At 45.0% G+C, this 13,638-nt stretch carries 12 protein-coding genes; 1 reads left to right on the forward strand and 11 read right to left on the reverse strand.

Annotation, left to right across the window (positions count from 1 at the left end; translation table 11 throughout):
* Positions 1 to 188: 188 nt before the first annotated feature.
* From ACFOEK_RS00455 to ACFOEK_RS00505, 11 genes are all read right to left on the reverse strand, one after another.
* On the reverse strand, positions 189 to 1,106 hold the full coding sequence (locus ACFOEK_RS00455) for a substrate-binding periplasmic protein (protein WP_386714514.1): 918 nt from the start codon (positions 1,104 to 1,106) through the stop codon (positions 189 to 191).
* 162 nt (positions 1,107 to 1,268) lie between these two features.
* Entirely contained in the window at positions 1,269 to 2,558 is a 1,290-nt protein-coding gene (gene purD, locus ACFOEK_RS00460; RefSeq protein ID WP_386714517.1) for a phosphoribosylamine--glycine ligase, read from the reverse strand.
* Between the two features lie 175 nt (positions 2,559 to 2,733).
* Positions 2,734 to 4,317, reverse strand: a complete 1,584-nt coding sequence (gene purH, locus ACFOEK_RS00465) for a bifunctional phosphoribosylaminoimidazolecarboxamide formyltransferase/IMP cyclohydrolase (RefSeq protein WP_386714520.1) — start codon at positions 4,315 to 4,317, stop codon at positions 2,734 to 2,736.
* A gap of 141 nt (positions 4,318 to 4,458) precedes the next feature.
* Positions 4,459 to 4,797 (reverse strand): DNA-binding transcriptional regulator Fis, encoded by a 339-nt coding sequence (fis, locus tag ACFOEK_RS00470; RefSeq protein WP_449280212.1) that lies wholly within the window; start codon positions 4,795 to 4,797, stop codon positions 4,459 to 4,461.
* Complete coding sequence (gene dusB, locus ACFOEK_RS00475; protein ID WP_386714523.1) at positions 4,794 to 5,783, reverse strand: tRNA dihydrouridine synthase DusB; 990 nt, start codon at positions 5,781 to 5,783, stop codon at positions 4,794 to 4,796. The genes fis and dusB overlap by 4 nt, the downstream gene beginning before the upstream one ends.
* Before the next feature lie 200 nt (positions 5,784 to 5,983).
* Positions 5,984 to 7,117 carry a DUF3426 domain-containing protein gene (locus ACFOEK_RS00480; RefSeq protein ID WP_386714526.1) on the reverse strand — a complete coding sequence of 378 codons (1,134 nt, stop codon included), beginning with the start codon at positions 7,115 to 7,117 and terminating at the stop codon, positions 5,984 to 5,986.
* Positions 7,118 to 7,202: 85 nt separating this feature from the next.
* Positions 7,203 to 8,087 (reverse strand): 50S ribosomal protein L11 methyltransferase, encoded by an 885-nt coding sequence (prmA, locus tag ACFOEK_RS00485; RefSeq protein ID WP_386714529.1) that lies wholly within the window; start codon positions 8,085 to 8,087, stop codon positions 7,203 to 7,205.
* 70 nt (positions 8,088 to 8,157) lie between these two features.
* Positions 8,158 to 9,504, reverse strand: a complete 1,347-nt coding sequence (accC, locus tag ACFOEK_RS00490) for an acetyl-CoA carboxylase biotin carboxylase subunit (protein ID WP_386714532.1) — start codon at positions 9,502 to 9,504, stop codon at positions 8,158 to 8,160.
* 159 nt (positions 9,505 to 9,663) lie between these two features.
* Positions 9,664 to 10,116, reverse strand: a complete 453-nt coding sequence (gene accB / locus ACFOEK_RS00495) for an acetyl-CoA carboxylase biotin carboxyl carrier protein (RefSeq protein ID WP_386714535.1) — start codon at positions 10,114 to 10,116, stop codon at positions 9,664 to 9,666.
* Positions 10,117 to 10,134: 18 nt separating this feature from the next.
* A complete protein-coding gene (gene aroQ / locus ACFOEK_RS00500) occupies positions 10,135 to 10,581 on the reverse strand; it encodes a type II 3-dehydroquinate dehydratase (protein WP_386714538.1) in 447 nt (148 codons plus the stop codon).
* Between the two features lie 271 nt (positions 10,582 to 10,852).
* Positions 10,853 to 12,505: a GGDEF domain-containing response regulator gene (locus ACFOEK_RS00505; protein ID WP_386714541.1), complete on the reverse strand. Its 1,653-nt coding sequence runs from the start codon at positions 12,503 to 12,505 to the stop codon at positions 10,853 to 10,855.
* A gap of 441 nt (positions 12,506 to 12,946) precedes the next feature.
* On the opposite strand from ACFOEK_RS00505, the gene ACFOEK_RS00510 reads away from it, so the two are divergent.
* A complete protein-coding gene (locus ACFOEK_RS00510; protein ID WP_386714544.1) occupies positions 12,947 to 13,606 on the forward strand; it encodes a transglutaminase-like cysteine peptidase in 660 nt (219 codons plus the stop codon).
* The last annotated feature ends 32 nt before the right edge of the window (positions 13,607 to 13,638 follow it).

The raw sequence follows: 13,638 nt of genomic DNA on the forward strand, positions 1-13,638 counted from the left end.
ATCAAAATAGCTCGCTAGGGCGCGAACATTTTTTTGTTCTTTTTCATTGTGCGGTACACAGATTTCGGGTTCCATGATGTATCCCTCCAGTTTCCTAATGAATAACACTCCTCACCCCAAGTCGGGGATCCTTTAAGTATAGACGTGCTTTTTAAATCAGTGTTTCCGTTGGTCTGATACCTTGTTGACTATTCGAATGGAAGTTCAACGTTGGACAGCCATAGAGACGGTTCTTTAAAGAGATCTGTTCTTAGAACATTCGGGTTATCTAATTCGAAGACTAGACGAGAGCCAATGTCGGTTTGTTCGATACTGTGTCGGATGTTGGGTTCTTGATAAAACAACTTATCAAACGACCCATCCTCTAAGGCTAAGGTCAGGCCTCGCATCAATCGGTCATGAAGTCGATGATTTTGTTTATTAACAAAGAAGTAGAGCGGTGCTTTGTATCTGAGCAGAATATTGGGTTCGACGATTAACGAGTCATCTTTGAGGTTTTTATACTCTCCCCAGGCTTCAGTGATGCCCCGAGGGAAGTAATCAAATCGTCCTGCTCTTAACATATCAAAGAGGTTTTGATAGTCAGGGCTTTCAATCACCTTTAATTTATTATGTTTTAGGATGTTTACATCCGGCCAGCCCAAGCCTTGACCTGAGACCAACTGCCTTAAATCATCCAACGTTCTGATGTTATTAAACTTGGATTGATCCGATCTGCGAATGATAAAAATACGATGGCCAAGCAAGCCCTTTAACAGCGGAAAATAAACGGCTTGTAGTAATTGCTCTCGCTTCTTTGATGTCATCGTCCACATTAAATCAAGTCGTTGGTTTTGGGCGAGCATTAGTACGGCACGTTTTTGTGGGATGCTTTGAGCACTCGGTATTAACTCATAGTCGCCAAATTCTTCCCGGGTTTTGCTCATTACTAACTGCATGAGTTGCAAGAAGTAGGCGTTTTGATGGCTAGTGATGTTTTGTTGCTTGGGATAAATGATAGTGTCTTTGGCAAAGCTGAAGACACTGAGAAATAACAGAAAGCCAGCAAGCCCTAATCTGGATAGCGCTTGTAAAGTTTGTAAAACTGTAGCGACGTTGAATAGCATACTGGAATCATCTGAACGGGTTCTCTTTATAGTGTAGAGGAGAGCTTAGTCTCTGCATAAAGAGCATCTGAAAAAGGCAACTGTACAAAGAGAATATACAAACCTGTGAATACTGGACACAAAAAAGCAGATCCGAAGATCTGCTTTTTTTAAAGAGTGCACTTAGCTGTTTTGTTCACGCTCGATAGCACGGTAACCAATATCAGTACGGTAGTAAACACCGTCCCAATTAACTTGCTTCACAAGCAAGTAAGCTTTCTGTTGAGCTTCAGATACAGTGTTACCCAAGGCAGTAGCACACAGTACTCGGCCACCGTTAGTTACAACGCTACCGTCTTTCTCTGCTGTCCCCGCATGAAACACTTTAATGCCTTCTGCTTCCATCTGAGGGAGACCCGTGATGATGTCGCCTTTGTTGTAAGCTTCAGGGTAACCGCCTGCGGCCATTACTACACCAACGGAAGCGCGCTCATCCCACTCAACAGTGGTTTCAGGTAATTTACCCTGAATAGCTGCCAAACAAAGATCCGCCAGATTAGATTTCAAACGAAGCATGATAGGCTGTGTTTCAGGGTCACCAAAGCGGCAGTTGTACTCAAGTACTTTTGGTGTGCCATCCGCAGCCACCATGATACCGGCATAAAGGAAACCACGATAACGATTGCCTTCGGCCTGCATGCCTTCAACGGTTGGCATAATTACTTCTTTCATGATGCGATCATGAATATCTTGAGTGACTACTGGTGCAGGAGAGTAAGCACCCATACCACCCGTATTCGGGCCTAGGTCGCCATTGTCACGGGCTTTGTGATCCTGAGAAGAGGCCAAAGGCAGTACGTCAGTGCCGTCCACCATCACAATGAAGCTGGCTTCTTCACCAGTTAGGAATTCTTCAACCACAACGCGAGAACCGGCGTCACCGAACTTGTTGCCTTCCAACATATCTTCGATGGCATTAACCGCTTCTTCTTCGGTTTGAGCAATGATTACGCCTTTACCAGCCGCCAGACCGTCTGCCTTAATAACGATTGGTGTGCCTTTTTCTTTTACGTAGGCAACTGCAGGTTCAATTTCAGTAAAGTTCTGATATTCCGCGGTTGGGATGTTGTGGCGAGCTAAGAAGTCTTTAGTAAATGCTTTAGAGCCTTCAAGTTGTGCAGCACCTTGCGTTGGACCAAAGATGTTTAGGCCTTCCTGCTCAAAACGGTTTACAACGCCTTCTACAAGCGGTGCTTCAGGGCCGACGATAGTAAGATCAATGGCTTCTTTTTTAGCGAAAGCAACCAATTTGTCTTGATCCAACACATCAATGTTGACATTGGTCAAGTTCGGTTCTAATGCTGTGCCTGCGTTGCCCGGAGCAACGAACACTTGCTCAACATTCTCTGCTTTTGCTGCAGTCCATGCCAGTGCGTGTTCACGACCACCTGAACCAATCACTAATACTTTCATGATCTTCTCTCTTCTTCCTGATATTTAAAAACAGTAACGGGCCAACCTGTGTGACCCGTAAAATTTATTATTAAACACTGATTAGGATGTGGAATCCTGAACTATTAATTTAGTCCTATGAATATGACGGCTTGAGGTCATATTTGTGTCCATAGATCCCATCCTTTGATTCAAATTAGTGTTTAAAGTGGCGCATTCCTGTGAATACCATCGCCATGCCATGCTCATTTGCGGCATCAATCACTTCTTGATCACGCATAGAGCCGCCTGGCTGGATAACTGCGCTAATACCGGCCGCTGCCGCTGCATCAATACCATCACGGAATGGGAAGAACGCATCTGACGCCATTACGGAGCCACGTACTTCCAAGTTCTCGTCCGCTGCTTTGATGCCAGCAATCTTCGCGCTGTAAACACGGCTCATTTGACCTGCGCCCACACCGATGGTCATGGCATTCTTAGCATAGACGATCGCATTTGATTTCACTTGCTTGGCTACTTTCCATGCAAACAGAAGGTCACGCATTTCTTCTTCAGATGGGACTTTGTTGGTCACAACTTTCAGATCGCTTGCAGCAACCATACCTAGGTCAAGATCCTGAACTAGAAGGCCGCCATTAACACGTTTGTAGTCCAACGCTTGGGCTCGTTCAGCTGACCACTGACCACATTCCAAAACACGAACATTGGCTTTTGCTGACGTAATGTCTAACACGCCCGCTTCAATGCTTGGCGCAATGATCACTTCAACAAACTGACGATCAATGATGGCTTTCGCTGTCGCCGTGTCTAGCGGACGGTTGAACGCGATGATGCCACCAAACGCAGAGGTTGGGTCGGTTTTAAACGCACGGTCATAGGCTTCGGTAATGCTTGCACCTGTTGCTACACCACAAGGGTTAGCGTGCTTAACGATGACACATGCAGGCTCTTCAAATAGCTTAACGGTTTCAAGTGCTGCGTCGGTATCTGCCACATTGTTATAAGAAAGCTCTTTGCCCTGAAGCTGCTTGGCGGTAGCAATGCTGGCTTCTTTCGGGGTTTCTTCAACGTAGAACGCCGCTTTTTGATGCGGATTTTCACCGTAACGCATTTCCTGCGCTTTGATGAACTGAGTGTTGAAGGTTCTAGGGAAATCGCTAGTGGTGTTACCTGCGATATTACGGTTGCCCAAGTAGTTCGCAATGGCACCGTCGTATTGAGCGGTGTGCTCAAAGGCTTTAACTGCGAGGTCAAAGCGAGTTTCAAGGCTAAGCTGACATTGATTGGTTTTAAGTTCTGCCAACAATTCGCCGTAGTCTGACGCGTTTACTACGATGGCCACGTCATTATGGTTCTTAGCCGCAGCGCGAACCATGGTTGGACCACCGATATCAATATTTTCAATGGCCATTGGCAGGTCACAATCCGGACGTGCAATGGCTTCTTGGAATGGGTATAGGTTAACAACCACCATGTCGATCGGAGCAATCTCATGCTCTGACATGACTTCATCGTCCTGACCACGACGGCCTAAAATACCACCGTGAATCTTTGGATGAAGGGTTTTTACACGGCCGTCCATCATTTCTGGAAAACCTGTATGATCAGAAACTTCCGTCACTGCGATGTTATTTTCTTGTAATAAACGATATGTACCGCCAGTGGAAAGCAGTTCAATCCCTAGATCAGTCAAAGACTGTGCAAACTCAACAATACCTGCTTTATCTGAAACACTGATTAACGCACGTTTAACGGATTTTTGATCTGTTGTTGACATGGTGTTGGCTATACCTGTTGCTGGTTTCTTGTTCGCCTAACCGATTACTACTCGAGTTTAGGCTATTTATCATTACTTAATGCATTCATAGTTTTTATCAGTTAGTTACCTGATAAAAGGCTAGGTCTATGAATACTTAGATTAAAGAAGACCGTATTGCTTAAGTTTCTTGCGAAGAGTGCCACGGTTCAAACCAAGCATAACGGCTGCTTTAGTTTGGTTGTCGCGAGTGAAGCGCATAACGGCTTCAAGAAGAGGGGCTTCTACTTCAGAAAGAACCATGTCGTAAACGTCAGTAACTTCTTGACCATCAAGATGACTGAAGTAGTTGTTAAGTGCTTTTTCGACACTGTCGCGCAATGTCTGGTGTTGTTCTACCGGTGCGGTTAAGTGTTCTTTAAATTGATTGGCGCCTGGATTTGATGATGCCAACTGATCCGCTTGAATCATAGAGGCTTCGGCCGTCTCAAAAGTACTCATGCAGCTATACTTCCTGTGCGTGTAAGTTGTTGAAAATAAACTTGGATTGCTTCTTGTTGTTCAGAAGGCGTATCCAATTGATTGAAAGTTTTACGAAAGCTGGTGCTCTCGGGTTGGGTTTGTAGGTACCAACCAACGTGTTTACGGGCTATACGAGTGCCCATAAACTCACCATAAAAATCATATAAAGCCACTAAATGCTCAATCAAAAGCGCTTCGACTTCTTTTAGGGGGGGAGGCGCAAGACGTTGCCCTGTTTCCAGGTAATGATTTATTTCCTGAAAAATCCATGGTCGGCCTTGCGCGGCTCGACCAATCAGTAGCCCATCTGCCTGCGTAAACTCTAAAACCTGTTCTGCTTTTTCAGGGCTGTCGATATCACCATTAGCAAATACCGGAATAGAGACCGCGGACTTAATGTCTTTAATGGCCTGATAATTGACTTCGCCATGGTATTTGCACTCACGGGTTCTACCGTGGATAGCGAGGGCAGTGATTCCTATTTTTTCGGCCATTTCCGCGACCTTAATGCCATTAAGGTGATCTCTCGACCAACCAATTCTGGTTTTTAGGGTGACCGGAATATCAACTGCAGCAACAACAGCTTTTAGGATGTCGGCGACCAGTGCTTCATCTTTCAAAAGCGCCGATCCAGCCGCTTTATTACAAACCTTCTTGGCCGGGCAGCCCATGTTGATGTCGATAATTTGGGCACCGCGTTCAGCACTCAAAGCAGCCGCTTCTGCCATCATCTCTGGGTCACCGCCGGCGATTTGTACGCTACGTATACCTGGTTCGCCATCGTAATTCATGCGTAACGAAGACTTGGGGGTTTTCCACAGGCGTTTATCAGATGTGACCATTTCGGAGACAGCCATTGCTGCGCCCAGCTTTTTACAAAGAACCCTGAATGGACGATCAGTGACACCCGCCATAGGCGCGAGAATCAGGCGATTTTCCAGTGTATAAGGGCCCAGCTGGATCACAGTAGCTCCATAGATAACAGAAAGTTATAGGTTTGATTGATCAGATACTTCGTTTAAAACTATCCGATTGGTTGAAAAATGTTCGCTGCCTAAAAGACAGGGGCGCTATGATACCCATTTCAACCGGGAGGGAAAAGGCTATAAGTCAAAAAAATTGTCTAGAAAATGATCGTTTTTTTTCTTGACATTTTCAGCTTTTATTACGGATAGAATTCGAGGCGGTAGCTTCTTGCATTCGCGCCAGGGTCTTTAATTTTAAAGGCCACGTGAATCGGAATGTTTTTTTCCATGATGGTGGCGCCAGAGAGTTCACCGCCTAAGTATTGATCTGGCAGGATTAATCCACTGGCGATCGGGGTACCGTTGTTGTCGGTAAAGATCAGTGCAAGTTTTGGATAAGGCTGAGTGAAAGAGGCTTGGTTGGTAATGATGGCGTCAATCAGCAGGTGCTCCGGGTTTTCACTGTCGGAACGAACAATCAGATTACTGGCGCGTAATTTATTGATGGCTTTAATATCAGGTAATTTACAACCTAATATCGCACACGCTAGTGTGTAACTGGATCTGAACTCAGGCTGTTTTGCCCAGGTATTAAAATTCAACCAGGCTATTTGGAAGAGGATCAACAGGGTTGCCAGAAAACAACCAATTCCCCAACCTATTGTGGCATAGAGCTTGGTTTTATTGACCTTGCTTTCAGTACTTAAGTAAACAGGTTCACTTTCTATAACCGGGGGATGATCGCCCGACGGCGTGAAGTGTGCTGGTTGTGGATCCTTCCTGTGTGCAGATAGGCTGCCAGTTTGATCTGGCGACCAGGACTCCTGATTCTCTGCTAATTGAAGTTTTTCATTCTCTTCAGCAGATTCAGCCCCCAGTTCCTCAAGTAATTTTTCTGCCCACCCATCTGGATCGTTGTCTTCTTCGTCTTCAATCGGGCTACCACCAAAGAGTTCATCGGCATCGTAGTCATCGTCTGCAGATAGGGCTTCATCTGAGATATCGAGTAGATCATCGTCTGAATTGGTTTGAGGTGTTTTTTCGCGCGCTGATGACGAGATAAACTCATTGACGCTGTCATCGGTCAGGTCAACGTTTTGATCAATTTTGCTAAGGGTGTCTTCTTCGAAGAGGTCGTCTATGGAAAGGTCTTCATCTTGTTGCAATTTTGGCGGGACAGGCGCATCACTATTAATCGCGCTGTATTCCACGGCATTAAAAACGTGTAGGCAGCTGCCGCAACGAACCAGACCGTTCGCGACTTTTAATTGCTCTTCCTTTACTTTAAAGGAAGTTTGACACTTTGGGCATTGAGTGATCAGTTCCGCGACCATAATGCTTGTCCTAGTTAAGTCCCTTAAACCAAAATGCTGCAATGTCGGTATTGCAGCAGCCTAATCAACGTCAGTGAATATTAGCTTATTTCTTAATACCTGTGATGAGAATCCAGTCGTCTTTTTGCTTGATGGGATTCAAATTAAAGTATTGACTGTAGGTCTCATACACGTCTTGTGCTTGTTCTTGCAAGATGCCAGAAAGAGCCAGATGACCGCCTGACTTTGTGTTGTTAGCAATTTCTGGTGCTAATTCGACCAGTGGACCCGCCAAAATGTTCGCCACAGTGATGTCTGCTTGGCAGCCAGGAAAGTTATCTGGCACGTACAGTGAGATTCGTTCACTGGCTAAGCCATTGCGCGCCATGTTCATGTCTGTAGCTGTTAATGCTTGGGGATCTATGTCGACGCCAACGGCATCTTTGGCGCCCAGTAATAATGCCGCGATGGCCAAAATGCCAGAGCCGCAACCGTAATCCAAAACATGAAGGTCGTTAAGGGATAGACTGTCGAGATATTCCAGGCATAGAAACGTGGTTGGATGTGTGCCTGTGCCAAAGGCTAAACCAGGGTCCAAAATTAAATTAACGTCTTCCGGACGAGGAGGCTCCAGCCAGCTGGGACACACCCACAAACGTTGGCCGCATTGGATGGGTTTGAAGTCGTCCATCCAAGCGCGTTCCCACTCTTGTTCTTCGACGGTTTCGGTGGTGATGTCATGCTGGATTTTTTGAGTATTGGAGAACTCTTCCACCGCTTTGGCGACAAGATCAATATCGAAATCTTCAGTGAACAGCCCAACCACTCGAGTGCTTTTCCAAAGCGGTGTTTCGCCGGGAAGAGGTTCGTAAATGGGTTGGTCTTCCGGGTCTTCCAGCGTGATCGAGCTGGCACCCAGTTCTAATAGAAAGTCTTCTAAGGCTTCAGCACTTTCTGCTTGGGTTGTGATTTTAATTTGTAGCCAGCTCATAGGTTTTGTCCGAATGTCGTACTTTGGTAAATAACGTGTTGTTTTATATATAGCGGCATTAATAATCGTATTAATGATGTTTCTTCAGAATGCTTTCTAGGTAATGAATACTGTACTTGCCATTGCAGAAACCTTGATCACTCATCAACCGTCGATGAAGTGGGATGTTGCTGCGGATGCCATCGATCAGCATTTCTTCCATGGCATTTTGCATTCGGCAGATGGCTTGAGCTCGATCTTCACCGTGCGCGATGACTTTTGCTATTAAAGAATCGTAAAACGGCGGTACGGTATAGCCTGCGTATAAATGTGAATCCACTCGAATGCCTGGACCGCCGGGTGGATGATAAAACTTCACTGTGCCGGGGGAAGGGACAAAACTGTTTGGATCTTCAGCGTTAATGCGGCTCTCAATAGCATGGCCTTGCGTCTTAATATCGCTTTGCTTGATTGTTAACGGTTCTCCAGCGGCGATTAATAATTGCTGGCGAACCAGATCAATGCCGGTAATGACTTCCGATACCGGGTGTTCAACTTGAATTCGAGTGTTCATCTCGATGAAGTAGTACTGGCCGTCTTCGTATAAAAATTCAAATGTGCCCGCGCCCCGATAATTAATGTCATTACAGGCTTTAATGCAGGCATCGAACACGGCTTGACGGGCTTCTTCATCAACACCAATGGCCGGTGCTTCTTCGATCACCTTTTGGTGCTTTCGTTGGATCGAGCAATCACGATCATAGAGGTGAACCGCGTTGCCTTGGCCGTCCGAGAGTACTTGTACTTCAATATGGCGAGGGTTTTCGAGGAACTTCTCCATGTACACAGTACCATCACCAAATGCCGCAAGTGCTTCCGCCTTGGTGACAGACACGGCATGCAACAGACTAGCTTCGCTGTGAACCACACGCATGCCACGGCCACCACCACCGGCAGCTGCTTTAATAATGATTGGATAGCCGATGCGTTGAGCAATTTTACTGATTGCATCTTTATTCTTCGGAAGAGGGCCGTCGGAACCGGGAACGGTTGGAATGCCTGCTTTTTTCATTGCTCGAATGGCAGACACTTTATCGCCCATTAAACGAATCACATCGGCGGTTGGTCCGATGAAGGTAAAGCCGCTGCGCTCTACTTGTTCTGCAAAGTCGGCATTCTCTGCCAGAAACCCATAACCAGGGTGAATCGCCACTGCATCGGTTACTTCCGCGGCACTGATAATGGCAGGAATATTTAAGTAACTGTCGATTGGTTGATTGGAGCCGATACAGACAGATTCGTCAGCCAGTCGTACGTGTAGCAAATCACGATCCGTCTGAGAGTGGACGGCAACGGTCTTGATATTAAGTTCTTTGCACGCTCTTAGAATACGCAGAGCAATTTCTCCGCGGTTGGCGATAACGACTTTATCCAGCATTCTTTTACTCGTAGCTCTTGCTCGTGGATTGCGAAATTGGTTATTGGCACAGATTTCTTGCGCTACAACATTATTATGTAGAGCTCAGGCATGAATTAGAGCTCTATCTAAAATCATTAGGGGTTTCCAAGTAATCAGGCGTTAGTTGGAAATTGAAGACTACACGATAGTGATGAGTGCCTGACCGAATTCCACCGGTTGTGCATTGTCAATTAGAATCGCTTCTACCACGCCTGAACGATCGGCTTCAATTTGATTCATCATCTTCATAGCTTCAACAATACAGATGACGTCGCCGGATTTAACGTGTTGTCCAACCTCAACAAACGCCGGTGAGGATGGTGAAGGTGCACGGTAAAAGGTGCCGACCATCGGTGACGTAACTACATGACCAACGGGTTTGTCGTCTTTCTTTTCTTTGGTTTCAGATGGTTTGCTGTCTTCAACAGGCGCAGGCGACGCTTGAACCATGGGTTGCATCATGGCGGGTGCTTCAGGTGCGCTCATACGACGGCTGATACGAATAGACTCTTCACCTTCTTTGATCTCAAGTTCTTCAATGCCTGACTCTTCAATCAGCTCAATCAGCTTTTTAACTTTTCTTATGTCCATGATGGGGCTCCAGGGCAACTATTTTGCTTGAGAAATACGTTTATAGGCAGCATCCAGTGCATAGCTGTAGCCATCTGCACCAAGACCGCAAATGACGGCAACGGCTTTATCAGAGAAATAGGAATGATGACGAAAAGTTTCTCTTTGATGGACGTTTGAAAGATGAACTTCGATAAACGGAATCTTAACCGATAAGAGTGCATCTCTCATGGCAACACTGGTATGGGTGTAGGCTGCAGGATTAATAATGATGAACTTAACGTTTTCTTTATACGCTTGTTGAATTCGAGTGACTAACTCGCCTTCCGTATTGCTTTGGAAGGTGTCTAGCGTAATGCCGAAAGAGTCTGCTTCTTGCTCAAGCCCTGAATTAATGTCTTCGAGGGATTTAGATCCATAAATGCCAGGTTCACGCACTCCTAGCATATTAAGGTTTGGACCATGTAAAACCAGAATATCCGCCATAGATTCACCAAAATAAAGAACTGTGTAATTTGCCGCAAAGTTTGCACAAATTTGATGCAGGTGTCCATGACTTCTATCGAAACTTTAAGAAAAAGCCGATACTTTTAAGACATTCGCTGCAAGATCGTTACAAAGTTCGCGATATTTGACCTAGAGGATAGGTTAAGATTTTAGAAAATGCATTCCAATTATGAGAAATGACCTTAATTAAGTGACTTAAGGTCATTTTTTGTATGGAAGATTAGGAGAAAGAGAAATCGCTACTTAGAGGTTATTCGGTGCCCGAATAGAGGCGAACACAGTTTCGGCCGGCACGTTTTGCTTCGTAAAGTGCTTTGTCGGCGAGTTCTGAAAGAGAGGATGCGTCTTTAATATCTGGTGATAGTGCTGCAATGCCGCAGCTAAAGGTGACGTTGAAATCCTTATCGCCAGCCGACTGCGCGATATTACGGAATTTTGATAGGATTTCGTTGAAAATCATAACTGCATCCGTCGCAGAGGTGTTTGGCAGTACGACCGCAAACTCTTCACCGCCATAGCGGCCAATCACATCGCTCTTACGCAGGCGCTGCTTTAAGAACAGAGCCAAACTTTTGATCACTTTATCGCCAATGGGGTGACCGTAGGTGTCATTCACTTTCTTGAAGTGGTCAATGTCGAGCATGGCAAAAGAGAGAGGCGTTTTGTCCCTTTGGTTTTGTTGAAGGGCATTGTCCAGTTTGTGAAGTGTGTGGGTGTGGTTATACAGGCCGGTTAGACTGTCTCTGACCATCAATGCGAGCAGCGATTTTGCTCGACTGCCACGGTTGCGGATGGTACGGATCAGATGATCGGGATTGATCGGTTTGGTCAGGAAGTCATCACCGCCGCCAAGGCTCATGGCTTGTAATTGTTTGTTGATGTCATCTTCTGCAGAGAGAAAGACAATTGGCATACTTACCCACTTCTCGTGTTGACGGATAATATGTGCCAGTTCTGAGCCAGTGCATCCCGGCATGTACATATCAAGTACCACCAGATCCGGTTGGAATTCTTCTAATGTATCCAAGATCAGTAAGGGATCGGTGATGACTTTTGCGGTCATCTTGGCTTTCTTGAGGGTAGTATCAATAAAGTGTGCTTGTGAGCGAGAATCGTCGAGGACTAATACTCGATAGTCGTTGTCCTGATTATCTGAGCTTTCTATATCAATGCTCTCAATCAAACGGCCTGGATCAACGGAATCCAGATAGAAGGATTTACTGCCGGTTCGAATGGCCTTTAAGCGTGTTTCTAGGTTGCAGTTGTTCCGAGATAAAAAACTGACTGGGAAAGAGAGGCGATTCTGGCTTTTTAATTCTTGAATGAAATTGACGCCTGAATCTTGCGTGCCACTGAAGTCAGTATCAATCACTAGAATGCTGGGCGGCGTGATGCGTAGATGTTGTTCAATATCAAGAATGCTGGTGAGTTGCTTGCACTGTAATCCAAAGTAACTCAATTGTTTGGAAAGCTTATTGGCGTAGTTTTCATCGCTAATCGCTAAATAAATAGGCTTTCTTAGCTTTAATTGAGGTGGAGATTCTTCTTCCTGCTTTTTATCTGACTTTCTTAAGGTGATTTTTGCTAAGTCTCGGACCCTTTGTGTTAACAAATCCAGTTTAGATTGTTCTAGTTGCTCAAGGCATTGATTGATGACTTGATCTATTGCTTGGGCAACGGTGAGGTGATCTTCGTCTTGATAGCGTTCAGCGTAAGAAATCAGTCTTTGATTGATCAGTGCTAGTTGTTTCAGGTTGTCTTGGTTCCAACCAGCTTTGTTGAATGCTTGCCAGGTACTTATAAGTCTGCGTGATTGGGTGGTGGCTTTGCTGACAGCAGTGTTTTGATCCGATGATGGTGTTTGTGGTGCGGTATTTGTTGTATTTGTATTCGAATCTGTCATCTAGATTAACCACTTCGTATATTTAGAACTAATCTCTATTAAGAGAAATATGCTTATAATGATTTAGTTTAGTAGAGAATTCTCCAGATCGCATTAAAATCTCTACGTGGCTGACGATAAAAGGCTCAGTGTCCCGTTCTGAGCAGTTTGGTATCTATAAGGTATCTATTATGTCTACGAAATGAGTGAATGAACACTCACTAACATAGGATAGTGTATTTCAATTAATGATATCGCCATGGGCTTCAAGGTTGTTTTATATATGTTGTCTTGTATAGCTTGCTTCATACAAGTGCTCTGTAGACAGCCATAGCTATTACTCTATAGGCTTTAGCTTTGAACTGGCAATTAAAGTAACGTATCAGAATGCTAAATAAGTAACAGGATGTTAACTGGTTCAAAGACAATCAGTGTATGAATGGTTTAAGGGTGGAGTGGAACGTGGATCATAAAAACTTTCAATGTTTGTCGCTGATTACTTCGCGTATGTTGAAAGTGCTTATTTGTTTTCTGCCTGTACTGATGTTATCTGCGGATGTTCAGATCTCCCCTCAAGTGAAAAAGAGCTTCGCTTCCTTAATTGATTCGGTTACCTCTCTCGATGATCAGCAGAAACTGGAGCAAGTTAATCAGTACTTCAATAAAGAGATTCGCTTTATTAGTGATCAGCTGCATTGGAATGTCGAAGATTATTGGGCTACGCCCTATGAGTCTCTATCCGCGCAAGCGGGCGATTGCGAAGATTTTTCATTGGCAAAATACTTTACGTTAATTAAGGCAGGGATGGATCCTGAAAAATTGCGTATTACTTATGTTAAAGCCGTTAAGCTAAGACAGGCTCACATGGTCTTGGCTTATTATCCAACGCCATCGTCGGAGCCTCTAGTGCTGGATAACTTAATCCCTGAAATCAAAAAGGCGTCGAAGCGTCGGGATTTAGTGCCGGTATACAGTTTTAATGCCAGTGGTTTTTGGCTAAACAAGATGTCTGGCAATGTACGGTTGGGTGGCTCCTCGCGAGTTACCATGTGGACAGAGTTTGTGCAGCGAATGTCAGAGTATGACCCGTTAGAGCTGCTGCCAAAAAATGCCGTGCAATGAGGGATCAACATAATCAAATGTTCAGACGTTTT

The sequence above is a fragment of the Litoribrevibacter euphylliae genome (genome assembly GCF_042646085.1).
GTDB lineage: Bacteria > Pseudomonadota > Gammaproteobacteria > Pseudomonadales > Litoribrevibacteraceae > Litoribrevibacter > Litoribrevibacter euphylliae.

Coding starts and splice junctions, on each gene's coding strand:
- purD (WP_386714517.1), bottom strand. CDS start 2,558: ATGAAAGTATTAGTGATTGGTTCAGGTGGTCGTGAACACGCACTGGCA.
- ACFOEK_RS00455 (WP_386714514.1), bottom strand. CDS start 1,106: ATGCTATTCAACGTCGCTACAGTTTTACAAACTTTACAAGCGCTATCC.
- accB (WP_386714535.1), bottom strand. CDS start 10,116: ATGGACATAAGAAAAGTTAAAAAGCTGATTGAGCTGATTGAAGAGTCA.
- prmA (WP_386714529.1), bottom strand. CDS start 8,087: ATGAGCTGGCTACAAATTAAAATCACAACCCAAGCAGAAAGTGCTGAA.
- ACFOEK_RS00480 (WP_386714526.1), bottom strand. CDS start 7,117: ATGGTCGCGGAACTGATCACTCAATGCCCAAAGTGTCAAACTTCCTTT.
- accC (WP_386714532.1), bottom strand. CDS start 9,504: ATGCTGGATAAAGTCGTTATCGCCAACCGCGGAGAAATTGCTCTGCGT.
- ACFOEK_RS00505 (WP_386714541.1), bottom strand. CDS start 12,505: ATGACAGATTCGAATACAAATACAACAAATACCGCACCACAAACACCA.
- fis (WP_449280212.1), bottom strand. CDS start 4,797: ATGAGTACTTTTGAGACGGCCGAAGCCTCTATGATTCAAGCGGATCAG.
- purH (WP_386714520.1), bottom strand. CDS start 4,317: ATGTCAACAACAGATCAAAAATCCGTTAAACGTGCGTTAATCAGTGTT.
- aroQ (WP_386714538.1), bottom strand. CDS start 10,581: ATGGCGGATATTCTGGTTTTACATGGTCCAAACCTTAATATGCTAGGA.